General features: G+C 66.2%; 25 protein-coding genes. 14 read left to right on the top strand and 11 right to left on the bottom strand.

What is annotated here, in order from left to right:
• The first annotated feature begins 8 nt into the window (after positions 1-8).
• The 4 genes from KG104_RS03070 to KG104_RS03085 all read left to right on the top strand — a co-directional run bounded on the left by KG104_RS03070 (position 9) and on the right by KG104_RS03085 (position 3,495).
• Entirely contained in the window at positions 9-941 is a 933-nt protein-coding gene (locus tag KG104_RS03070) for a dihydrodipicolinate synthase family protein (protein WP_237688653.1), read from the top strand.
• A gap of 2 nt (positions 942-943) precedes the next feature.
• Positions 944-1,960 carry an ROK family protein gene (locus tag KG104_RS03075; RefSeq protein WP_207347211.1) on the top strand — a complete coding sequence of 339 codons (1,017 nt, stop codon included), beginning with the start codon at positions 944-946 and terminating at the stop codon, positions 1,958-1,960.
• Positions 1,953-2,624: an N-acetylmannosamine-6-phosphate 2-epimerase gene (locus KG104_RS03080; protein WP_207347212.1), complete on the top strand. Its 672-nt coding sequence runs from the start codon at positions 1,953-1,955 to the stop codon at positions 2,622-2,624. Before KG104_RS03075 ends, KG104_RS03080 begins: the two co-directional genes overlap by 8 nt.
• A 67-nt stretch (positions 2,625-2,691) precedes the next feature.
• Complete coding sequence (locus KG104_RS03085; protein WP_207347213.1) at positions 2,692-3,495, top strand: MerR family transcriptional regulator; 804 nt, start codon at positions 2,692-2,694, stop codon at positions 3,493-3,495.
• On the opposite strand, the gene KG104_RS03090 is transcribed toward KG104_RS03085, so the two are convergent.
• Positions 3,468-5,081 carry an SLC13 family permease gene (locus KG104_RS03090; protein ID WP_237688654.1) on the bottom strand — a complete coding sequence of 538 codons (1,614 nt, stop codon included), beginning with the start codon at positions 5,079-5,081 and terminating at the stop codon, positions 3,468-3,470. The two genes, KG104_RS03085 and KG104_RS03090, sit on opposite strands and share 28 nt — an antisense overlap.
• A gap of 222 nt (positions 5,082-5,303) precedes the next feature.
• On the opposite strand from KG104_RS03090, the gene KG104_RS03095 reads away from it, so the two are divergent.
• Complete coding sequence (locus KG104_RS03095) at positions 5,304-5,867, top strand: small multidrug efflux protein (RefSeq protein WP_207347214.1); 564 nt, start codon at positions 5,304-5,306, stop codon at positions 5,865-5,867.
• Here KG104_RS03095 and KG104_RS03100 read toward each other — a convergent pair.
• From KG104_RS03100 to KG104_RS03115, 4 genes are read right to left on the bottom strand one after another with little or no spacing between them, the layout of a single operon-like run.
• On the bottom strand, positions 5,851-6,273 hold the full coding sequence (locus KG104_RS03100; RefSeq protein WP_207347215.1) for a VOC family protein: 423 nt from the start codon (positions 6,271-6,273) through the stop codon (positions 5,851-5,853). The two genes, KG104_RS03095 and KG104_RS03100, sit on opposite strands and share 17 nt — an antisense overlap.
• A 2-nt stretch (positions 6,274-6,275) precedes the next feature.
• Positions 6,276-6,776, bottom strand: coding sequence for an SRPBCC family protein (locus tag KG104_RS03105; protein ID WP_207347216.1), 501 nt, complete (start codon positions 6,774-6,776; stop codon positions 6,276-6,278).
• Positions 6,776-7,282 carry an SRPBCC family protein gene (locus KG104_RS03110; RefSeq protein WP_207347217.1) on the bottom strand — a complete coding sequence of 169 codons (507 nt, stop codon included), beginning with the start codon at positions 7,280-7,282 and terminating at the stop codon, positions 6,776-6,778. The genes KG104_RS03105 and KG104_RS03110 overlap by 1 nt, the downstream gene beginning before the upstream one ends.
• A complete protein-coding gene (locus tag KG104_RS03115; RefSeq protein WP_104055459.1) occupies positions 7,279-7,641 on the bottom strand; it encodes an ArsR/SmtB family transcription factor in 363 nt (120 codons plus the stop codon). The genes KG104_RS03110 and KG104_RS03115 overlap by 4 nt, the downstream gene beginning before the upstream one ends.
• A 177-nt stretch (positions 7,642-7,818) precedes the next feature.
• Here KG104_RS03115 and KG104_RS03120 point away from each other — a divergent pair, with 177 nt between their 5' ends.
• Positions 7,819-8,112 (top strand): hypothetical protein, encoded by a 294-nt coding sequence (locus tag KG104_RS03120; protein WP_104054906.1) that lies wholly within the window; start codon positions 7,819-7,821, stop codon positions 8,110-8,112.
• Here KG104_RS03120 and gluQRS read toward each other — a convergent pair.
• Both gluQRS and KG104_RS03130 read right to left on the bottom strand, forming a co-directional pair.
• Entirely contained in the window at positions 8,109-9,014 is a 906-nt protein-coding gene (gene gluQRS, locus KG104_RS03125) for a tRNA glutamyl-Q(34) synthetase GluQRS (protein ID WP_207347234.1), read from the bottom strand. The genes KG104_RS03120 and gluQRS overlap by 4 nt on opposite strands.
• Before the next feature lie 70 nt (positions 9,015-9,084).
• Complete coding sequence (locus KG104_RS03130; protein WP_207347218.1) at positions 9,085-9,513, bottom strand: VOC family protein; 429 nt, start codon at positions 9,511-9,513, stop codon at positions 9,085-9,087.
• A gap of 122 nt (positions 9,514-9,635) precedes the next feature.
• Here KG104_RS03130 and KG104_RS03135 point away from each other — a divergent pair, with 122 nt between their 5' ends.
• The 3 genes from KG104_RS03135 (at position 9,636) to KG104_RS03145 (ending at position 13,037) form a co-directional block, all read left to right on the top strand.
• Entirely contained in the window at positions 9,636-11,222 is a 1,587-nt protein-coding gene (locus KG104_RS03135) for an exonuclease domain-containing protein (protein ID WP_207347219.1), read from the top strand.
• Positions 11,223-11,282: 60 nt separating this feature from the next.
• Positions 11,283-12,140 carry an MBL fold metallo-hydrolase gene (locus KG104_RS03140; RefSeq protein ID WP_207347220.1) on the top strand — a complete coding sequence of 286 codons (858 nt, stop codon included), beginning with the start codon at positions 11,283-11,285 and terminating at the stop codon, positions 12,138-12,140.
• Positions 12,141-12,215: 75 nt separating this feature from the next.
• Positions 12,216-13,037 carry a putative hydro-lyase gene (locus KG104_RS03145; protein ID WP_207347221.1) on the top strand — a complete coding sequence of 274 codons (822 nt, stop codon included), beginning with the start codon at positions 12,216-12,218 and terminating at the stop codon, positions 13,035-13,037.
• A gap of 188 nt (positions 13,038-13,225) precedes the next feature.
• Here KG104_RS03145 and KG104_RS03150 read toward each other — a convergent pair whose 3' ends face one another.
• Positions 13,226-13,897, bottom strand: a complete 672-nt coding sequence (locus KG104_RS03150; protein ID WP_104161479.1) for a TetR/AcrR family transcriptional regulator — start codon at positions 13,895-13,897, stop codon at positions 13,226-13,228.
• A 94-nt stretch (positions 13,898-13,991) separates the two neighbouring features.
• Here KG104_RS03150 and KG104_RS03155 point away from each other — a divergent pair, with 94 nt between their 5' ends.
• Positions 13,992-15,068: an NAD(P)-dependent alcohol dehydrogenase gene (locus KG104_RS03155; RefSeq protein ID WP_207347222.1), complete on the top strand. Its 1,077-nt coding sequence runs from the start codon at positions 13,992-13,994 to the stop codon at positions 15,066-15,068.
• 187 nt (positions 15,069-15,255) lie between these two features.
• Here KG104_RS03155 and KG104_RS03160 read toward each other — a convergent pair whose 3' ends face one another.
• Positions 15,256-15,693 carry a nitroreductase family deazaflavin-dependent oxidoreductase gene (locus KG104_RS03160; RefSeq protein WP_104054916.1) on the bottom strand — a complete coding sequence of 146 codons (438 nt, stop codon included), beginning with the start codon at positions 15,691-15,693 and terminating at the stop codon, positions 15,256-15,258.
• A 143-nt stretch (positions 15,694-15,836) separates the two neighbouring features.
• On the opposite strand from KG104_RS03160, the gene KG104_RS03165 reads away from it, so the two are divergent.
• Positions 15,837-16,031: a helix-hairpin-helix domain-containing protein gene (locus KG104_RS03165; RefSeq protein WP_104161482.1), complete on the top strand. Its 195-nt coding sequence runs from the start codon at positions 15,837-15,839 to the stop codon at positions 16,029-16,031.
• A 119-nt stretch (positions 16,032-16,150) separates the two neighbouring features.
• On the top strand, positions 16,151-16,525 hold the full coding sequence (locus tag KG104_RS03170; protein ID WP_307858983.1) for a VOC family protein: 375 nt from the start codon (positions 16,151-16,153) through the stop codon (positions 16,523-16,525).
• Between the two features lie 94 nt (positions 16,526-16,619).
• Here the strand turns inward: KG104_RS03170 and KG104_RS03175 are convergent, their stop codons facing one another.
• The gene (locus tag KG104_RS03175; RefSeq protein WP_207347224.1) at positions 16,620-17,726 is read right to left on the bottom strand and encodes a thermonuclease family protein; all 1,107 of its coding nucleotides are present in this window, start codon (positions 17,724-17,726) and stop codon (positions 16,620-16,622) included.
• Positions 17,727-18,038: 312 nt separating this feature from the next.
• Here KG104_RS03175 and KG104_RS03180 point away from each other — a divergent pair, with 312 nt between their 5' ends.
• Positions 18,039-18,434 (top strand): hypothetical protein, encoded by a 396-nt coding sequence (locus KG104_RS03180; RefSeq protein ID WP_104054920.1) that lies wholly within the window; start codon positions 18,039-18,041, stop codon positions 18,432-18,434.
• Between the two features lie 17 nt (positions 18,435-18,451).
• On the opposite strand, the gene KG104_RS03185 is transcribed toward KG104_RS03180, so the two are convergent.
• On the bottom strand, positions 18,452-18,778 hold the full coding sequence (locus KG104_RS03185) for a Rossmann-fold NAD(P)-binding domain-containing protein (RefSeq protein ID WP_207347225.1): 327 nt from the start codon (positions 18,776-18,778) through the stop codon (positions 18,452-18,454).
• Between the two features lie 303 nt (positions 18,779-19,081).
• Here KG104_RS03185 and chvE point away from each other — a divergent pair, with 303 nt between their 5' ends.
• Positions 19,082-20,191: a multiple monosaccharide ABC transporter substrate-binding protein gene (gene chvE, locus KG104_RS03190; RefSeq protein ID WP_181032333.1), complete on the top strand. Its 1,110-nt coding sequence runs from the start codon at positions 19,082-19,084 to the stop codon at positions 20,189-20,191.
• Positions 20,192-20,222: the final 31 nt, after the last annotated feature.

A 20,222-nucleotide genomic window follows, 5' to 3' on the forward strand; every position in this document is an offset into this window, starting at 1 on the left:
AGATATCTGTGGCCTCTCAGCCCATCCGCCAGTTCACCGGCGTCATTCCCCCCGTCGTCACCCCGCGTTCCGCGGACGGCAGCATCGACACCCACTCCCTGACCCGGGTCACCAAGCACCTGCTGGAGGGCGGCGTGCACGGCCTGTTCGTCCTCGGCTCCTCCGCCGAGGTGCCGTACATGACCAACGACGAGCGGGAACTGGTGGTCACCACCATTGCCGGAGTCAATGCCGGCCAGGTCCCGCTGATCGTCGGGGCGTGCGAGCAGACCACCAACCGCGTCATCGAGGAGGGCCGGAAAATGGTGGGCCTGGGCGCCGACGCCCTGGTGGTGACGTCCCCGTTCTACGCCATCCCCAACGTGCAGGAAACCGACACCCACTTCCGCAGCATCCACGCCGCCCTGGACGTGCCGCTCTTCGCCTATGACGTGCCGGTCCGCACCCACTTCAAGCTGCCGCTGAACCTGCTGATCCAGCTGGGCCGGGACCAAGTCATCGCCGGCGTCAAGGATTCCTCCGGCGACGATGTGTCCTTCCGCCAGCTTGTCCTCGCCGCCCGCGGCATCGACAACTTCTCCATCTTCACGGGCCACGAAGTGGTGGTGGACGGCGCCCTGCTCGGCGGGGCAGACGGCGTGGTGCCCGGTCTGGGCAACGTGGACCCGGCGGGCTACCGCCGGCTGTTCGACGCCGCCGCGGACGGAGATTTCGTCAAGGCTGCCGCGGAACAGGACCGCCTGGCCGACGTCTTCAACATTGTCTACACGCCCACACCGGGCCGGGTTTCGGGCGGCGCCGCCGGCCTGGGCGCCTTCAAGACCGCGCTCATGCTGATGGGTGTCATCGACACCAACATCATGTCCGCGCCGATGCTGAGCCTCAACGACGCGGAAACAGCAGCCATCCGCACCATCCTTGAGCGCAACGGCCTGATCTAGCCATGCCTTCCGGCACACTGCTTTCCCCGGCCCGGCGCTGCGTCATCGGGGTGGACCTGGGCGGCACCAAGACGGCCGCCGGCGTTGTTGACGAAGACGGCACGGTGCACGCCTCCGGATCCCGGCCCACCCCCGCGACCGCCGGAGCGGCGGCGATCCTGGCCACCGCCGTCGGGCTCGTTGCGGGCATGCTGGAACAGGCCCGCGCTGCGGGGCTGGAGCCGGTGGCGGTGGGCATCGGCTCGGCCGGTGTGATCAACACCTTGGACGGGTCGGTGGTATCAGCCACCGATTCGCTCACCGGCTGGGCGGGCACTCCGCTGGCGGCGCATGTCGCCGAGCAATCCGGGCTGCCGGCCTTCGCAGTCAATGATGTGCATGCCCACAACCTGGGCGAACACTGGGTGGGCGCCTCGGCCGGCGCGGACTCCAGCCTGCTGGTGGCTGTGGGCACCGGCGTGGGCGGCTCCCTGATCCTGGCCGGTGCGCCGCACCTGGGCGCACGTGCCGTGGCCGGGCACGCGGGGCATCTGGCATCGCCCTTGGCGTACGACGACGGCGGCCGTCCGCTGCCATGCAGCTGCGGACGGGCCGGGCATGTGGAGGCCATTGCCTCCGGACCGTCCATCGCCCTGCTCTACCGGCGGCTCGCCGGCGGGGACGGCGCCGCGGATCCCGTTTCTGCCGTGGATGTTGCCGTGCGGGCTGCCGCCGGGGAGCCGCTGGCCCTTCGTGCCCTGACCACGGGAGCAACAGCCGCCGGACAGGCCGTGGGCGGGCTCGCCAACATGCTGGATCCGTCCGTCGTCGTGGTCGGCGGCGGGGTGGCCGGAGCCGGTGACCTGTGGTGGACGCCGTTCCGGGCCGCGCTGCACGCCGAGCTGATGGACCCGCTGGCGGATCTTCCCGTGGTTCCGGCGGCCCTCGGCTCCGGCGCTGCCATCGTGGGAGCCGCAAGGTTCGCCTACAACCGTCTTTCCGCCGAACTCAACGCACCACAGGAGCACCACCATGTTTGACCTTTCCGTTCTGGCCTCCCGGCTGATCGTTTCCTGCCAGGCCTATCCGGGCGAACCCCTGCGCGATCCCCGCACCATGGCGCAGATGGCGCAGGCCGCGGTGATCGGCGGAGCCGCCGCGGTCCGGATCCAGGGCATCTCCGACCTGGAACAGACCCGTGCCGCGGTGGACGTTCCGATGATCGGCCTTTGGAAGGACGGTAAGGACGGCGTGTTCATCACCCCCACGCTGGAGCACGCCCTGGCCTGTGTGGCTGCCGGGTCGGACGTCGTGGCGATTGACGGCACCCGCCGGCCCCGCCCGGACGGCCGTTCCCTGGCTGAAACCATCTCTGCGCTGCATGAGCAGACCGGCGCGCTGGTGATGGCCGACTGCGGTTCCGCCCTGGACGCCAAAGCCGCCGCCGAGGCCGGGGCCGACCTGATCGGCACCACCCTGGCCGGCTACACGGGGGAGCGGCCCAAAACCGACGGCCCGGACCTGGACCTGATCGCCGAGATCGCCGCTCTGGACCTGGGCCGGCCGCTGATCGCCGAGGGCCGCATCCATTCCCCGGCGCAGGCCCGGGCATGCCTGGACGCCGGCGCATTCGCCGTCGTCGTCGGCACCGCCATCACGCACCCCACCACCATTACCGGCTGGTTTGCGGACGCCCTGGCCTAGCCTCACACTCGGCTGAGCTGTCTCGGGCGGGTATTCTTTGACTGTCGTGGCTCGGGAAGGGGATCGGATGGCGTGGAGCACCCGCGAACTGGCTGAGCTGGCGAAGACAACCGTGAACACCATCCGGCACTACCATCGGCTGGGTCTGCTCGAGGAGCCTGACCGGCGGTATAACGGCTACAAGCAGTATGAAGGCCGTCACCTGGTAAGTCTTCTGCGCATCCGGCGTCTTGCGGAGCTCGGCGTGCCGTTGTCGCAGATGCACGAGGTGGGCACCAGATCCGGCAGCACACCGGATGTCCTGCATGACATTGACGCTGAGCTGAAGAAAAGCATCGAACGCCTGCAGGAGGCACGGGCCCATATTGCAGCGATCATCGCGCACCGGGCGCCGGCGGACGTTCCCGCAGGATTTGAAGCCGTTGCCTCCCGTTTGTCGGAAAACGACAACGCGGTGATCCACCTGATGAGCCACCTGTACGACGGGGAGACATTGACCGATGTACTGGAGATGACGGCGGATGAAACCGATGACACCGGCCCTGACATTGACCGGCTGCCGGCCGATGCTGACGAGGAGACCCGGCAGGAGCTGGCCGGAAGGATGGCCGAGGTTCTGGCGCGGAACATGACCGATTACCCGTGGTTGGGCAACCCGGCATCACTGCAATCCGATGACGCCCACTTCACCACAAAGACAGTGGGGGACATCCTGGCCGAGTTGTACAACCCGGCCCAGCTGGATGTGATGATGCGGGCGGGCGTCCTGGCCGCCGAACGGGTGCAGGCTCAGAAGCGCCAGGCAAGTCAGCAGGACCAGGCAAGTCAGAAGGGCCAGGCAAGTCAGAACGGCCAGATCAGCGGCACGTAGAACACGCCGGCCGCGAGGAAAACGAGGGCCAGCGGCAGCCCCAGCCGCCAATAGTCTCCAAAACGGTAGCCGCCCGGCTGCATCACCATGAGGTTCGCCGGCGTGGCGATGGGGGTGAGGAAGGCGGCGGCGCCCACCACAGTCAGCGCCATCATGAACGGCTGCACACTGACCTCCAGCGACTGGGCAAAGGACACCGCCACGGGCGCCATCACCAGCACCGTTGCCACGTTTGAGATGAACTGGCTGAGGATGAGGGTGAGCACGCAGATGACGAGGAGGGCGAAGTGAGGGGATCCTCCGCCCGTGAGCCGGTCGACGAGCGAAGCGATTTCATCCGCCGCACCCGATGAGACGAACGCATTCGAGAGCGGTATGAGCCCCGCAATAAGGATGACGGTGTCCCACGAGACGGCACGGAATCCCTGGGGCACGGAGACCACTCCCAGGACCACGAGGGCACCTGCCGCGAGCAGTCCCGCGATCACCGGAGGAACAACGCCGGTGGCCAGCAGGACGATGGTTCCGACAAGCACGGCGAGGCAGCGGCGCCAGCCGCGGCCGAGCGGAACGCCCCGCTGGAGACTTTGGGACGGCTCGACGGCGATCACATCGGATGACTCGGTATAGCGGTGCAGCGCATCCCAGGGCCCGTGGATCAGCACGCCGTCGCCCGTGTGGAGGGTGAGTTCGCCCGTTGGTGCGGGGGCCTCGGGGCCGGTCGGCGGTGCGCCGCCGCGGTGCAGGGCGATGACCACGAGGTCCCCGTCCCCGATGGTCTCTCCGGGGAAAACCGTGCGTCCGATCAGCCGCGAGTGGGGCGCGACGATAACCTCGGCCACACCCTCACCTCCGGTGAAAAGCCGTCCGGCCTCGAGGTCGGCCGGGTATCTCTCCTGCCAGGACCGCACCCGCTCGCGCGGGTCGGCTGTGTTTGCCGTGAGCCGCTCGGGGGAACGCTGAGGCAGGAGGCGTCCCCCGAAGGCCACCACCACGAGCGCGGTCACCACCACGAGGGGCAGGCCCACCAGCGCAAACTCAAAGTAGCCGAACTCCCGTCCGCCTGATTCGGCAGCCATTTCGGAGACGATGATGTTCACCGGCGTTCCCGTCAGGGTCAGCAGCGATCCCGCGCCGGCGGCAAAGGCCAGTGGAATCAGCATGCGTGAGGGAACGACGCCGGACCGTCCGGCGGCGACGACGGCGACGGGCAGCAGCGCCGCAACGGCACCGTTGATGCTGATCACGGCGGAGAGTGCGGCCGCGGCAGCCATGACCGCCAGGAGCAGCCCGGCGCCGCGGAGCGACGAGCGCCGCTCGAGCTGCTGTCCGATCCACGCAGTGATGCCCGTGGCATCGAGCGCGTCGCTGAGGACAAACAGGAAGGCGATGAACAGGACAACCGGATCGCTGAATCCCTGCAGTGCTTCGGTCAGCGGAAGCACCCCGGTCGTCCACAGCGCCAGCGGGACAAACAGGGCAACGATCACGAGCGGAACCCGGTTGGTCATGAAGCCCAGTACGGCCAGCACGAGCACCACGTACGTCGCCCACATCGGATCCAGGATCACCTGCAGGTTTTCCACGCATCACCTCTGTGCCAGTTGGTCCACGCCTGCGGAAGAAGGTTGTTCGTAGAAACCAGTCAAGTGCGTTAACGCCGAGGTGTCGATGGATCAGCATCCCCCGCGTCTGCACGGGAGGCAGAGTGCCCTCTGCGCCGGGGTTGACCCTGTTCCGGGAACACGGTTTCTACTGATGGAACGTCCGGAGATATCCGGTACGCCAACCAGCAGTCAGGAACCGTCATGAACCCGATAGAGAGTCTCGTCAGCAATTTACACGAGCTGGCAGCCCAGGTGCCCGAGATTATTCAGCCGCTTGTCGTGGCGCTGGCCGGGGCAGTCCCTTTTGTCGAGGGGGAGGGAGGTGCCATTATCGGCGTGGTCGGTGGAATGCACGTGATCATCGCCGCGATCGCCGCCGCGGCCGGTAACTTTCTCAGCGTTCTTGTGGTGGTCCTTCTCGGTTCCCGGGCGCGTCACGCAGTGGTGGAACGCCGAGCCGTGCACGCCGTGGCGGCGGGGGCAGCGGCAGCCGGAGGATCGGTGGAAACGCTCCCGGCCGTTTCCGTGAAGCCTGAGTCCAAGGGCCAGCAGCGGTTCAAGAGGTGGCTTGTGCGGTTCGGTGTCCCGGGGGCCAGCATCCTCGGCCCGCTGGCGATTCCGACCCAGTTCACCTCTGCAATGCTCGTTGCCGCCGGCACTCCGCGCGGTTGGGTCCTGCTCTGGCAGGCAGTAGCCATCATCCTGTGGACAACCGTTGCGGCTGTCTCGGTCTGGGCTGCTCTCACGTTTATTGTTCTCGCGTGACCTCCTTGCGCGGTATCAGCGGATGCTCGGCACGGACCTTCATTTCCTGGACCATCCAGCTGTTGCCGTCCGGGTCGCTGAAACCGAAGAAGGTGCCGCCGTCGCGCTCGTCGAAAACGGTAATCTCGCCCGCTTCCACGCCGCGGCCCAGCAGCTCCTCGCGGGCCGCCCGCGCATCGGAGACCACGAGCTGCATTCCGTGCAACGCCCCGGGCTCCATCTGCTGCTGGGCCGGATTGCCGATCACGATGGAACACCCCGACCCCGGCGGCGTCAGCTGGGCAAAATCCATGTCGCCGGCAGTTGTGCGGTGGTCCAGGGTGAAGCCCATCTGGTCACGGTAGAAGGCAATGGCACGGTCCAGATCGGTGACCGGAACCTGCACTACTTCGAGGGTCCACTCCACGGTTACTCCCTCCCTTCCGGGGCTTCGGTGGGGAGGGACGCGAGAAGGTCATCCAGCTGGTTGTAGCCGGAGGACATGCCCTCTTCCATGCCGTTGCCTAGGAACTCGTCCCGGGATTCAACCGACGGGTACAGGGAGCGGCCGGTCAGCAGTGTCCTGCCGCCGGGCAGCTCGGTGAACGTGCTGTATTCCAACGTCACCACGTCCGGGTAACCCTCGAATTCGAAGGTCTGCAGCACGAAGTCGTCCTGGCGCAGAGCGTGGAAGGCACCCCTGAAGGCGTATTCGTCCTCGCCCCGGCACTGCACAAACCGGTAGGCGCCGCCGGTACGCGGTTCGAAGACATCAATCCGGGTGGTGAGGTCCTGCGGTCCGATCCACCGGGCGAACAACTCCGGGTCGGTATGGGCGCGGAAGACGTCGCTGACCGGGAAATCGAATTCACGGGAGTAATCCATAGAGGGCTCGCCCGCCGGCGCGCTGAGGTTCAGAGGGTTGCTCATCACGCGCCCCGTCCCTGCAGCGTTTCCGGCTGGAGCTGGGCGAGTAGCTCCTCCATCCGGTCAAAGCCCTCGGCGACGCCGGATTCCATGCCGGAAGCCGCCATCCCGTCCCGTGCCTCCATGGAGGGGTAAACGGAATGGGCAGAGATCCGGGTGCGGCCGCCGTCGAGCGCCTCAAGGGTCATGAACTCCAGGCTGGTGACATCGGGGTACCCGGAGAATTCGAAAGTTTGGATGGCGGACTCGTTCTCCCGCACGGTGTGGAAGATGCCTCTGAATTCATAGGGGACCCCCTCCGGCCCGGTGTGGATGTAGCTGTAGGAGCCGCCGGTACGGAAGTCGTAGTGATTGATGTCCATCTTCATGCCGCGCGGACCAAGCCACTGGACCACCAGGTCCGGCTCGGCGTAGGCCCGGAAGACCTGCTCCACGGGATAATCCACCTCGCGGGTGAAATCAATAAACGGAAGCCCGTCCGGGACGTTGAGTTTCAGTGCGTTCGTCATGGCAATTCCTTTGCCTGCTGGCCGCCTTTCACAGCGGTCTCTGTGCTGAGCACGGCATCAAGGCTGCGGAACTGCTCCTCGCGGACCAGCCGGTACTGGCCGATCCAGGCGGTGAGCGCCTCCAACCGCGCGGGATTCAGGTGGACGGGGCGGCGCTGGGCGTCACGGCTGCGCGTGACGAGCTGTGCCTGCTCGAGGACCTGAATATGCTTCGAGACTGCCTGCTTGGAAATCTCGAAGGGTTCCGCAAGTTCGTTGACCGTGGCCGGGCCCCGGGACAACCGGGCGATGATGCGGCGGCGGGCGGGATCGGCCAGGGCCAGAAACGCCCGGTCCAGATCTGCCTCGTCAGTGTTCATGGCGTTGGTCAGCTTCTGTGTAATCAAGGTACTGGTTGTTCAACCTGTTGGTTGATTACGAAGCTACGCCCGCGGTCCGACGACGTCAACGGGTCTGCAAACTTTTGTCGGAGACTTTTCGAGTCCGCCCGTGCCCGCCGGTATTCACAGGCACCGGCCCCCGCCGGACAATGGAGCATGACTAGTTCGGTATCGCGTTCTCATCCCCGCGGCGAGCCCGCTTTCCACTGGGGCAGCTTTGTCTTCGGACTGATCATGCTGCTGCTGGTGATTGCGCAGGGGGTGGCCTCCGGCCTGCCGGGCTACGTGGGCATGGCCGGGCTGATCCTGCTGCTGACCGGCCTGTATGCCTTCTTCACCCACCGGCCCTCCTGGCTGTGGCTGCACCATCGGCGGGACGCGGCCATTGTGGCGGTCATCGGCCTGGCGGCGTTCATCCTGGCACTGGGCATTCATCTCGGCAGGGCCTAGAGGCCCGGCAGGACAGACCCCGGCGAGTCGAATACCCACGGTCCGCGCGGCAGCAAGGCCGGAGAAAACGCATCCAGTGCATTCTCCAGCGTTCCCGGCGGCAGGTTCAGGGACGCCAGGATCAGGTTCCGCACGTCATCCGAATCCATGCCGATGCCGGCCAGCGCCGTCAGGGTGATGGCGCCGTCGCGCTTCGCCAGCCGCTGGCCGGCTCCGTTCAGGACCAGCGGCACATGCGCATACACCACTTCGGGCAGGCCAAGCAGTGAGGCGAGGTAGGCCTGCCGGGGAGCGGAAGTGAGCAAATCGCCGCCGCGGACCACCTGGTCAATGCCCTGGGCGGCGTCGTCGATGACCACGGCCAGGTTGTACGGCGGCACACCGTCGTTGCGCAGCAGCACCATGTCATCCACCGGCCCCGTAAACGTGCCGTGCAGCAAATCCTTCACGGTGTACTGCTCTGCGTCGGCACGCAGGCGGAGAGCGGCGGGCCGGTCCCGGCGTCGTCGTGCCCGTTCCTCTTCCGTGAGGTTCCGGCAGGTTCCGGGGTAGGCACCGGGCGGTGCATGAGGGGCCCGCGGCGCGTCGGCGATTTCGCTGCGGGTGCAGAAGCACTCATAAACCCTTCCGGCTTCGGACAGCCGGTCGATGGCCGCCAGGTAATACCCGGTGCGCTCGGACTGCCGCACCGGAACGGCATCCCAGGAGAGCCCGAGGGCGGTGAGATCCCGCAGCTGCGCAGCTTCCGTCCGCGAACGCTCGGGATCCAGGTCTTCCACTCGCAGCAGGAACCCGCGTCCGGAAGAGCGCGCAAACAGCCAGGCCAGCACGGCGGTGCGGAGGTTGCCGACGTGGAGATCCCCGGAGGGGCTGGGAGCGAAGCGGCCGGCTCCTGCTGTCATGGCGGCGGCGGGGGAGGCGGTCACTTGTCCACCTTACAAAACTGGTTGTAAATCCAGTGCCATCGGCGCCTTACGCCAGTTCCTCGAAGAGCGTCAGTTGAAGCCCCTCCGGTGCGTTGAGCCGGGAGTTCAGCGACCGCCACGGGGTTTCCCGCGGTTCGGCCACCAGCTGGGCACCGCCGTCGACCGCCGCCGCGGTGGCGCTCCGTGCGTCGTCGACCTCGAAGGCCACCCGCAGCTTCAGGCTTGGCTTGCCGTTGGCTTCCACCCGGTCGATCATGCGGACCTGGGAGGCGTTGGCGATCTCCAGGGTGGCCCGTCCCGCGTCGAGGATGGTGACCTCGGCGCCGTCACCGCCCGAGTAGGCCTCCTGCTGCGGCATGCCCAGCGTGTCACGGTAAAAGGCCAGGGCCGCTGCATAGTCCTCAGCGGCGATCACGAGGCGCAGCTGGCGGACGGGAGGAGCCGGAGACGACGGAGCGGGGTCTGTTGAGGTCATGCCGGCACAACCGTCTGCGGGGCGTTTGAATTCCCGGAGGAAAGGTAAAGTAGAGGGCCGCCGCTCGCGGTTTCGATGCCCCGGCTGAGTTCGGCCGGAAACCCCAAGGACCTCCACACAACATGACACTGAACTTCACCGCGATCGACTTTGAAACAGCCAACGGATCGCGGGCCTCGGCCTGTGCCCTGGGCATGGTGAAGGTTCGCAGCGGACAGATTGTGGAGCGGGGGCATTGGCTCCTGAGGCCCACCGACGGCGGAGGATTCCAGCAGCGCAATATCGACGTCCACGGCATTACTGAAGCCATGGTGGCCGGTGCACCCACCTGGGCCCAGGTCCATTCCGAGATTGCCGCGTTCATCGCCGACGACGCAGTGATCGCCCACAACGCAGCCTTTGACCTTGACGTTTTCCGCAAAACCAGCGAGACGGCCGGAATCGTATCAACACCGTATCGCTCCGGCTGCTCGGTGAAACTGGCGCAGAGCCTGCTGGCACTGGAGAATCACAAGCTGCCCACCGTTCATGCGGCACTGGGTTTCGGAGCTTTCCAGCACCACGACGGGCTGGCCGATGCCGAGGCCTGCGCCAATATCACCATCGCCCTGGCAGGCAGGGAAGAACTGGCGGACATCGATGCCGTGCTGGCGCTGTGCGGGTCCAGGACCCCGGCGGGATCCAGAGGGGCCTCAGCCGGTTCAAACCAGGCTGCCGCCGCAACTTCGGGGGCAGGCCGGGCACAGCGGTTCGCGCCGCGCACCGCTCTGGCCCTCGCCGAACCGGTGACCGAGCTCTCCGCCAAAATGAACGGACACATGGTGTCCTTCACCGGTGACTTTTCCGTGGAACGCCCGGTCCTGCAGCAGCTGGTCCTGGCACACGGCGGGGCGCTGAACAACCATGCCCCAACGCGCACCACCACGCTGCTGGTGGTGGGGAACTGGGACGCAGAGATGCTGCGGCCCGGCGCCGTCGTCAGCCGCTCCGTTCAAAAAGCCCAGGACCTGCGCGCCAAGGGCCAAGCCCTGGAGATCATCGGTGAAGCGGCGTTCTGGCAGCTGCTGGACGCTGATCCGGCGGCTGCGGCGGAGGCTGCCGCAGCCGCCGCGCTGCTGCCCTCCGCCTACGAGCCGCTGTCCCTGGCCGATGCCCCGCCGGCGCTGCCCAAGCGCCGCGATGTAAAGGGCATGGGTGCAGTCCTGGCCCGGATGGGGCCGGCCGAGCTCGCCGCTGCCACTTTCAAGAGTGAGCATTACGGGGTATTCCGGGTCTCCGGCACCGCCTTCAAATCCCCGGTGCTCGGAGTGCGGATGCTCGGCCACCGCAGCATCGAAAACAACGGCAAACCCGAGCGGGACATCCATTCCCTGACGGTTCTGCAGGACGAGGATGCTGCCTTTGTTGCCGTCCTCACCGCAGGCCTTTCCGAGGACGGGGCCGCTGACCTGCTGCTGGGCCGCGTCCGGCACGGGGACGTGGTGACCGCAGTGTTTGACGCCCTGGGCGGCCCGTTCGTGGTTCAGGGAGTGGCGGTTTACGCTCCCGTTGCCGACATGTTCATGCTCGGCTCGATGATTCTGGCACGCCACGGACGGCCCGGAACGAAGCTCAGCTCGCTGCAGTCGGTCATCCCGCGCGCCGAGCATACGCTGGCGGTGCCCGAGACGATCAGCGCCTGGGACTTCTACGAATCCTCGGCCGACTAGGAGCTAAGCTGTTGCAGCCCGCCGGAAGCCGGGCTATACCTCTATACAGGAGGTGTCGGCATGCACGGTGGACAGAGACGCCCGGGGTATTCACTGAGCGAACCCGCCCCTGACGTCTTTTTTGTGGAGGGACCGGCGTCCAACTGGGTCATCCTGCGCCGCGGGCCGGAGTTCACCCTGATCGACGGCGGCTATCCCGGCGACCTGCCGCTGGTGCTGGCTTCGATTTCTGAGGCCGGCCTGGACCCGGCCGATGCATCCGCCGTCCTCATCACGCACGCGCACATCGACCACGCGGGCACTGCCGGCCACTTCGCCGCGGCATTCGGCATTCCCGTTCTGTGCAGCGTGCCCGAGCTCCCGTATCTGCTGGGGGAGGACCGGGATCAGGTCTCGGTGCGGCGTATTCTCAGCCGGGCCTGGCAGCCCTCGGTGCTGCACTGGTCCTGGCACGTCCTGGCGTCCGGCGGCGCCTCCCGGGTGGCGGTGCTGACGGCAGCGGCGTGGGCCGACGACGGCGAACTGGCAGCGCTGCCGGGATCCCCCGCAGCAGTCCCCACCCCGGGCCACACACCCGGACACACGGCTTTTTACCTGCCGGCGGCGCATGCTGCCGTCACGGGTGATGCTCTGATCACCGGCCACGCCATCAGCCGGCGCCGGGGCCCGCAGATGCTTGATCCGATGTTCCATTCCGACGAAACCGGTGCGCGCCGCTCGCTGTCACAGTTGGGGAAGCTGGATGCTTCGCTGCTGCTGCCCGGTCATGGACCCGCCGTCCGGACGGCGATGAGCCGGGCCGTGGGAACCGTACGGTCCCGCGCCGCAGTGCCGAAACGGAAGTTTGTGGTGCCGGGGCCGGTAGGCGGGTTTGCTGAACCCACCTACGGGCGGAGTGCTGCAGGCTCAGAACGGTAAGCGGCAGGGTCCGGCAGCACTTGCACATCCTTTTGGGCTGGGAACCGCTGTACCGCTGGTGTCGAAAGGATCTCCATGAACTCTGAATTCGGGCCGAGGCACCTGCTTTCCGACGCCGTCGCTACCGCAACAATGTCGCCGATCGAAGCACGCATGCTCTTTCGCAGCGGCATGGTCACGCCAACGGCAGGCTGGGCCGCCGGCTATGCGCAGGCGAACCTGATCATTGTGCCCAAGACCCAGGCCTTCGATATGTTGCTTTTTGCCCAGCGGAACCCGAAACCCTGTCCCATTTTGGGAGTGTTCGACGCCGGCCAGACTTCCGGGCCGCTGCTGGCCGAGGGGGACATCCGGACGGACCTGCCCCGGTACACGGTGTATGTGGACGGTGAAGTGGTCGCAGAGCCGACGGATATCTCCGGGTACTGGCGCACTGACCTGGTGACCTTCATTGTGGGCTGCAGCTTTACCTTTGAAGCAGCGCTGCAGGAGGGCGGCATCCGCATCGCACACATCGACCAGGGCACCAACGCGCCCATGTACCGGACCTCCATCCGGTGCCGGCCGGCCGGGAGCATCAGCGGTCCCCTGGTGGTGTCAATGCGGCCGATTCCCGCCTCGCAGGTGGCCGACGCCGTTCGGATCACCTCCCGCTATCCCGCTGTGCACGGGGCTCCGGTGCATGTGGGAAGCCCTGCGGAGCTGGGCATCGCTGATCTGGACCATCCGGACTTCGGTGATCCGGTGGAGATTGCGGCAGGAGAGGTACCCGTGTTCTGGGCCTGCGGGGTAACCCCGCAGGCCGCTGTCATGGAATCAAAGCCGTGGCTGGCCATCGGACAGGCTCCCGGGCACATGCTTATTACAGACGCACGGGACAGTTCGTACCTGGTGTGAGCCGCGCCAGGGGGAATCAATAAGCCGTAGTTCGGCGTCCGGTTAGGGCGCCAGATGTCCCAGCATCCGCCTCGGCGGCGTCGAGGTAGCCGCGCAGCGCCTCGGCTGCCTCCGCCCGCCGGCCGGCCCGGAGCAGTACGACCAGCGACGCGTTTTCCTCGACATAGCGGGTGTGGAAATCGGGTTCACTATTGCACCAGCAGGCCGGCAAGACCATCGAGAATGATGCGAAGCCCCACTCCGAACTCCGCACCGAAGCTGTAGTCCGGCTGCATGGCGCGGTCCATCGCCATCTCCGCCAGGTAGGGCAACTTGTCGGCCGGAATGGCGCGGGCCATGGCCTTCACGATCTGCGGATCTGCGTCGGGGACGCCGACCGGCAGGCCGGCCTCCTGCAGTGCGAAACCGTAGATGTAGCTGTCCAGCAGGGCATAGGCGTGACCGGCCGCGTCCAGCGAGAAACCCGCCCGGCGCAGCACGCCCAGTGTGGCATCGTGGTGGCGCAGGTTGGCGGCGCCCGGCTTCGTGCGCGTCTCCATCAGGCCCACCGCCCACGGGTGGCGGGACAGTGCGGTCCGCATGCCGTGGGCGCGGGCCTCCATGGCCGCACGCCATCCGCCGGGCGTTTCGGAGGGCACCTGCACCTCGTCAAAAACCAAGTCGATCAGCCCGTCCAGGATGTCTTCCTTGTTGGCCACGTGATGGTAGAGCGACATCGGCTGCACCGACAGTTCCGTGGCCAGGGAGCGCATGGTCAGCGAGCCTAGTCCGCCGTCGTCGGCAATACGGGCGGCCGTCTGCAGAACCCGTTCGCGGGTCAGGGGCTGACGGGGGTGGGCGGAAGCGTTTGTGGAAGTCATTGCGGGCAGTCTACCGCTGCCTTACTTTGTAAGGTACGGTCCATCTTACAAAGTAAGGCTGATGTGTTTCAGAAGTTCCGCGAAAGGAACCGCCATGTCCCGCACGTCACGCACCACCCCTAACGCCGCTCCGTCCGCTCCGTCCGTTTCATCGTCGGCCGTTTCGCCAGCAGTTCCGCCGCTCGCCGGCCTGCCGGTTGCAGCACCCGCCGTGCTGCAGACAGGTTACGGCGGCCCGGAGGTCCTGCGCCTGTCCGAGCACCCGCTTCCTCACTTGGAGGACACAGAGGTGTTGGTGCAGGTGCGTGCCGCCGGACTGGCTCGTGGAACCTGGCACATGATGACTGGCAAACCGTATCTGCTCCGCGCGGCCGTCGGGTTGCGCCGGCCGCGGCAGCCGGTGATGGGCCACAATCTCGCCGGCACGGTGGCCGCCGTCGGTGCCGCCGTCACTCGTTTCCGTGTCGGGGATGAGGCGTATGGAATCGGGCGGGGCTCCTTTGCCGGCTTCTCCGCTGCACCAGAGGGCAAGGTGGCGCTCAAGCCCGTTGGCCTGGACTTCGAGCAGGCGGCAGTGGTTCCGGTGGCAGGACTGACTGCATTGCAGGCACTGGACGCCGCCGGGGTGGCCGCGGGGATGAAGGTCCTGGTGTTGGGAGCGGCCGGCGGGGTCGGCAGTTTTGCAGTGCAGATGGCCCGGGCAGCCGGGGCGGAGGTGGTCGGGGCGTGCAGTGCCGGCAAGGCGGAGTTTGTCCGGTCGCTTGGTGCCGCGGGGATTATTGACTATGCACGGGAGGATTTTGCAGCCGCCGGGCCCCGGTTCGACGCGATTATCGACCTCGGCGGCAATCCGTCCCCGGTCCGCCTGCGCCGCGCGCTGGCGCCCGGCGGCACGGCAGTGCTTGCCGGCGGGGAGGGAGGCAGCCGGCTGACCGGGTCCATCTTCGAGCGGCAGGCCGCCGGTGCGGTCCTGTCGCTTTTCGGCAACCGCCGGCTGACGGGGCTGATGTGCCGGGAGAACCATAAAGATCTTGAGCGTATTTCCGCCCTGATCGAGGCGGGCGAGGTCGTGCCGCGCATCGACAGCCGGTATCGGCTGGCCGACGTCGCCGAGGCGATGCGGCGGCTGGAGTCCGGCGGGGTGTGCGGAAGCGTCGTATTGGTCCCGTGAGCTTCCTGCGGCTGGGGCCGGGTGAGCCCCTCCGTTTTGGATAAATTCGACCGTTTTGGGTTCTTGCTGCCACTGCGCATCGGCAGCAGAAACACAAAACGGCAGCGGAAACCCAAAACGGCAGCCGAATGACGACGACGGCGGAGCCCACGTGGGGTCCGCCGTCGTTATTTCCGTGGGTAAAGAGCTAGTCCATCCGCTCCAGGACGAACACCGGGATTTCACGGTCCGTTTTCGCCTGGTAATCCGCATACGGGGGATAGGCCGCCACGGCCCGTTCCCACCACAGCGCCTTTTCCTCTCCCGTAATTTCTCGGGCCCGCATGTCCCACTTCTGCGGGCCGTCCTGCAGTTCCACATGCGGATTGGCCAGGAGGTTGAAGTACCAGACGGGATGTTTGGGTGCGCCGCCCTGGGAAGCGACGACGGCGTAGTCGCCGTCGTGCTCCACCCGCATCAGCGGCGTTTTCCGCAGCTTCCCCGACTTGGCGCCGACGGTGGTCAGGAGAACCACTGGCCGGCCGCCGAGGGTGGTGCCCTCGGTTCCGCCGGAACTTTCGATCAGCTCCGCCTGTTCGCGGGCTCGCTTGCTGGCACTGGGGGCATATTCACCGGTAAGAGGCATGGGAAACAGTCAACCCGTTAGTCGGGCCCAGGTCCAGTTCAGTCCAGTCCTCCGCGAAGCCCCCGTGGGTTGACCGATCCGGTTCGTCGACCCAGACTTTGGAATGGACACGGCCGCGAGAAATTCAGGAGGCGTGGGCGGTGATGACAACACCACTAAATGCCCTTCCCCAGGTCGGGGCCCCTGCAACCAGGGCGCTGGATGCTGCAGGATATTCATCGCTCCGGAGCCTGGCCGGGGTTCCGCGCAAGGAGTTGGCGGCTCTGCATGGTCTGGGGCCAAAGGCGCTGGACCTTATTGAGCGGGCCCTTGCCGAGCACGGACTCGAACTCGGCTGAGCTGTTGGCCGCTGCACCCACGGTGTCCCTTATGCCATGATGACCTTGTCCGGCGTGGCCAGTTCCGGTGCGACGGCGTACAACACATCACTCGGGGGGAAACAATGCGGCTACACCATGTGCAGATCTCGATACCCAAGGGCGGGGAAGAGCAGGCGCGCAGCTTCTACGGAGACGCGCTTGGTATGACCGAGGTGCCCAAGCCTGCTTCCCTGGCCGGACGCGGCGGGTGCTGGTTCCGCGCCTTCGAAGGCGAGACCGTGGTCGCCGAAATCCATCTGGGCGTCGATACGCCGTTTGTTCCCGCCAAGAAAGCTCACCCGGCACTGGTTATGGCGTCACCCGGGGAACTTGAAGTCCTCGGTGCCCGGATTGAGTCGGCGGGGTTCGATGTGTCCTGGGAAGAACGGCACACTTTCGAGGGCTACGAGCGGTTCCACTGCCTGGATCCGTTCAACAACCGGGTGGAAGTGCTTTCGCCGCTGGTGGGCTGAATGCGACGACAGCGCCAATACAGCTGAAGTCCGGGACGTTGGTCCCGGGCTTCAGCTGCAAGGCATTGTTTCCGATTTAACGCGGCGTTTCTGGTTAGCAGGGACGCCAGGACTTGCCGCCGGGTGCGTAGCAACGCGGACCGGTGTATCCGGGCGGATTATTGCTCTGCGCAGGAGGTGGGTTGTAGGTCTGCACGGGAGGCGGGTCATAAGTCGGCGCGGGAGGAACAGCTGCTGCCCGCCGGTCCGCTTCGGCCTGGGCAGCGGCCGCGCGGCTGGCTTCGGCCTCCGCTGCGATCCGGTCCGTTTCGGCCTGGGCGGCAGCAACACGCTCAGCCTCCGCTTGGGCGGCCACCCGCTCGGCTTCTGCCTTCGCCTCGGCAGCTTTGCGGATCACTTCGTCCTCGGCTGCCTGACGTTCCGACTGCAGGGTTGTCAGTTCGCCGTGGCGTTCGTACACCGTGCTCCGTGCGGCGGAGACCCGTGCCTGCAATTCGGTCCGCTGTGCTGATGAGAGCGCGGTCCAGATGATCGATTTTCCGGCCTTGGCGCCGGACTCGAAGGCATCGAAACCCTCGTCAACGGTTTTGACCAGTGCGTACACGGCGGCGGCAGCAGCGGCAGCGGATGCCGCCGTCGAACCCGCTCCCTCCTCGGCGGCCTGAGCCGCGGTGCCTTCAAGAGCCGCGACCATTGCCGGAATGGTGCACTCAACATCCTCGGCGAAGAGCCCGGCCTGCTGCTCCTGCGCTTCCTGATACGCCTCGTCCACCGGCGGACGGAACTTGGCATTCGGCTCGTACGTCACCGGTACGCCCAGCCCGCGGCGGGCAACTTCGGCGTTGATGAGGAGACCCTCGCCGTCGTACACGGCGGCCAGGGTGCGACCGTAACGGTCTTCGCGCTCGACGTCGAATGCGAGTGTCACCGTGCTGCCTTGCGGCAGAGCCTCGGTCAGGAAATCGGTCGCCTCGGGACCCAGGCATTCCACCGGCTTGTTGGGGTCTTTAGTTTCCGGGGTGTCCACGTTCAGCAGACGGACGGTCAGTTCCTGATCGTCGAAGTCCACTACGAGGGTGTCCCCGTCGATAACCCGGATGACAGTGCCTTCGTCGGCATTGCCCGTGGACGCGACGGCGATGGTGGTACCGGCGACCAGCACGGCTGCGGCGCCTGCGAGAACCTTCGTACGGCCGATCATCGAAGGTGCTTTTCGAGAGAAGGGAAACGGTCCCAAACGGACGGTTTCCTGGCTGCCGGAAGACCCGGACTTGGAAACGCGGAGGAGTGGTCTCCGCGGATGGCGTGTTGCAAGGTTTTCCCCAACTATTGAATTGTCTCTTTGAGATTACTGGTCAGCGGTGACAATGGCGAAACAGCACATTCTGGCTGCTTTGCGCAGGGGTGCAGACCGTGGCTGCGGACCTGAAAGAATGGAGAATCCGGCAGGCGGCGTGCTAGCCGGGCATCAGGTACCAACACAGTCTCACGCCCTGGAATGGAGCTTCACCACATGTCATCCGATTCAACTACCGCCCAGATCTTCGGTGTTTCACCGGAGAGCCGTGTCACGGTCTACGGCGCGCAGGACCGTCCGGAGGTCGCCCCGTTCCTGCCCGCCCAGGCGTACTTGGCCGAATCCGGTTCGCGGAACCCTGCCGACGTCGTCGTGCTGTTTGCGGGCACCGCAGCTGATCTGGCGCATGACCTGTCCGGTGCCGCGGCTGCCGTGGAACCCGGCGGGGTGCTGTGGGTCTGCTATCCCTCGGCCGCGGCGGAAAATGGGGAGCGCGACCTCAACCGGGACACCGTAGCTTCCCTGCTGGCGGACAACGGCTGGGAACCGCTGGCTGATGCCGCAGTGGGCGAGCAGTGGTCTGCCGTGCGAGGGCAGCCCACGGCGAAGTAGGTGTCCCAGAACGGGGACTAAATCACGCCCTTTCCGGGGAAGCGTGCCCTGAGGCTCGCTTCCCCGGAATTCGGGTTACGGACGCCGGCTAAGCGAAATTGATTCCGCCGTCGAATCAGTACTCCGGTCATATGATCCGAATCAGGGCCGGAAAGGAACGACACCAGCTTGGCAACGTCCTCCGGGACGGAAGCCCGCCCGGCAAGGATGCTGTCCACCTGGCGCTCCAGTGCGCTGCCGCGGGGAGTGCCCTCGAGCGTGGTGAGGCGCTCGTCGATGAGGTCCCACATTCTGCAGGGAGCAACCGCCGAAAAGTATGTGCTGCACCGGGCTTCGACGAGCATGACCGGACACGTCGTCGTGTGGCTGCGGTCTGTTACTCCAGCCGCGGCAAGCAGGATGTTGCGTTCGCATAAACATTCCAAAATCCCTTGTCCAGATGCGGTCGGAGTGGAATTGTTGGCTCAGCCCGCAAACAGGTGACGGTTGCTTTGGTCACGGGGCGCTACAGCGTTGTATCCGTCCGATCCAGTCCTGCGGCACATGAGGGGGCCTTCCGCCGCTGCCCGCGGCGCCATGCCAACCCCGCGGCGCCATGCCAACCCCGCGGGGCCGGATCCTTTTTCAAAGGCTCAACAATGACTCGAATGAAGCACCTTTCGACCCTCTTTCTAGCCATCGGACTAGCAGCCGGCATGTCTGCCTGCGCTCCTGCCGGGTCCAACAATGCCTCGGAAGACGGGGATGCCACCGAATGCAACGTGGGGATCTCCATGCCCACGCGCAGCCTGGAACGCTGGATCAACGACGGCGAGGGGCTGGAGGAAAAACTCAAAGCCAGGGGCTGCACCGTTGACCTGCAGTACGCAGAAGACAAGACCGATCAGCAGATCAGCCAGATCCAGAACCAGGTGGCCGGCGGTGCCAAGATCCTCGTGGTGGCGGCCATCGACGGCAAAACCCTTGGCCCGACCCTGGAAAGCGCCAAGGACCAGGACGTCACCGTCATCGCCTATGACCGCCTGATCAACGGCACCGACGCCGTGGACTACTACGCCACCTTCGACAATTACCAGGTGGGCCAGCTGCAGGGGGAGTTCATCGAGGAAGAACTGGGCCTGGCCAACGGCGAGGGCCCGTACAACCTGGAGCCCTTCGCCGGCAGCCCGGATGACAACAACGCCTCCTTCTTCTTCTCCGGCGCCTGGGACGTGCTGCTGCCCTACGTGGAAAGCGGCCAGCTGGTGGTGCCCTCGGGCAAGTCGCCGGCGGACAACGCCGGCTGGACCTCCATCGGCATTCTGGGCTGGAAGTCAGCGGATGCCCAGTCGGAAATGGACAACCGCCTGCAGTCCTTCTACACCGGCGGTGACAAGGTCGACGTCGTGCTCTCGCCTAATGACAGCCTGGCGCTGGGCATTGAATCCTCGCTCCTGGCCGCCGGCTACACGCCCGGCACCGACTGGCCGCTGATCACCGGACAGGACGCCGACGCCGCCAACATCAAGGCGCTGCTCAACGACCAGCAGGCCATGACCGTCTGGAAGGACACCCGTGAACTGGGCGCCCAGGTGGACGCCATGATCGCCTCCCTCGTGGCCGGAGAGGATCCGGAAGTGAACGACACCGAGACCTACGACAACGAGGTGAAGGTGGTTCCCACCTACATCCTGGAGCCGCAGGTAGTGGTCAAGGATGACGTGCAGGGAACGCTGGTGGACTCCGGCTTTGTCTCTGCGGATGAGGTTGGGCTCTAAACAGCCCCGGACATTGACCGGGAGCGGGGCG

It is taken from the genome of Arthrobacter sunyaminii, assembly GCF_018866305.1.
In the GTDB taxonomy this organism is placed as follows: domain Bacteria; phylum Actinomycetota; class Actinomycetes; order Actinomycetales; family Micrococcaceae; genus Arthrobacter_B; species Arthrobacter_B sunyaminii.

Coding starts and splice junctions, on each gene's coding strand:
- KG104_RS03075 (WP_207347211.1), top strand. CDS start 944: ATGCCTTCCGGCACACTGCTTTCCCCGGCCCGGCGCTGCGTCATCGGG.
- KG104_RS03080 (WP_207347212.1), top strand. CDS start 1,953: ATGTTTGACCTTTCCGTTCTGGCCTCCCGGCTGATCGTTTCCTGCCAG.
- KG104_RS03085 (WP_207347213.1), top strand. CDS start 2,692: ATGGCGTGGAGCACCCGCGAACTGGCTGAGCTGGCGAAGACAACCGTG.
- KG104_RS03095 (WP_207347214.1), top strand. CDS start 5,304: ATGAACCCGATAGAGAGTCTCGTCAGCAATTTACACGAGCTGGCAGCC.
- KG104_RS03105 (WP_207347216.1), bottom strand. CDS start 6,776: ATGAGCAACCCTCTGAACCTCAGCGCGCCGGCGGGCGAGCCCTCTATG.
- KG104_RS03110 (WP_207347217.1), bottom strand. CDS start 7,282: ATGACGAACGCACTGAAACTCAACGTCCCGGACGGGCTTCCGTTTATT.
- KG104_RS03115 (WP_104055459.1), bottom strand. CDS start 7,641: ATGAACACTGACGAGGCAGATCTGGACCGGGCGTTTCTGGCCCTGGCC.
- KG104_RS03120 (WP_104054906.1), top strand. CDS start 7,819: ATGACTAGTTCGGTATCGCGTTCTCATCCCCGCGGCGAGCCCGCTTTC.
- gluQRS (WP_207347234.1), bottom strand. CDS start 9,014: ATGACAGCAGGAGCCGGCCGCTTCGCTCCCAGCCCCTCCGGGGATCTC.
- KG104_RS03130 (WP_207347218.1), bottom strand. CDS start 9,513: ATGACCTCAACAGACCCCGCTCCGTCGTCTCCGGCTCCTCCCGTCCGC.
- KG104_RS03135 (WP_207347219.1), top strand. CDS start 9,636: ATGACACTGAACTTCACCGCGATCGACTTTGAAACAGCCAACGGATCG.
- KG104_RS03140 (WP_207347220.1), top strand. CDS start 11,283: ATGCACGGTGGACAGAGACGCCCGGGGTATTCACTGAGCGAACCCGCC.
- KG104_RS03145 (WP_207347221.1), top strand. CDS start 12,216: ATGAACTCTGAATTCGGGCCGAGGCACCTGCTTTCCGACGCCGTCGCT.
- KG104_RS03150 (WP_104161479.1), bottom strand. CDS start 13,897: ATGACTTCCACAAACGCTTCCGCCCACCCCCGTCAGCCCCTGACCCGC.
- KG104_RS03155 (WP_207347222.1), top strand. CDS start 13,992: ATGTCCCGCACGTCACGCACCACCCCTAACGCCGCTCCGTCCGCTCCG.
- KG104_RS03160 (WP_104054916.1), bottom strand. CDS start 15,693: ATGCCTCTTACCGGTGAATATGCCCCCAGTGCCAGCAAGCGAGCCCGC.
- KG104_RS03165 (WP_104161482.1), top strand. CDS start 15,837: ATGACAACACCACTAAATGCCCTTCCCCAGGTCGGGGCCCCTGCAACC.
- KG104_RS03175 (WP_207347224.1), bottom strand. CDS start 17,726: ATGATCGGCCGTACGAAGGTTCTCGCAGGCGCCGCAGCCGTGCTGGTC.
- KG104_RS03180 (WP_104054920.1), top strand. CDS start 18,039: ATGTCATCCGATTCAACTACCGCCCAGATCTTCGGTGTTTCACCGGAG.
- KG104_RS03185 (WP_207347225.1), bottom strand. CDS start 18,778: ATGCTCGTCGAAGCCCGGTGCAGCACATACTTTTCGGCGGTTGCTCCC.
- chvE (WP_181032333.1), top strand. CDS start 19,082: ATGAAGCACCTTTCGACCCTCTTTCTAGCCATCGGACTAGCAGCCGGC.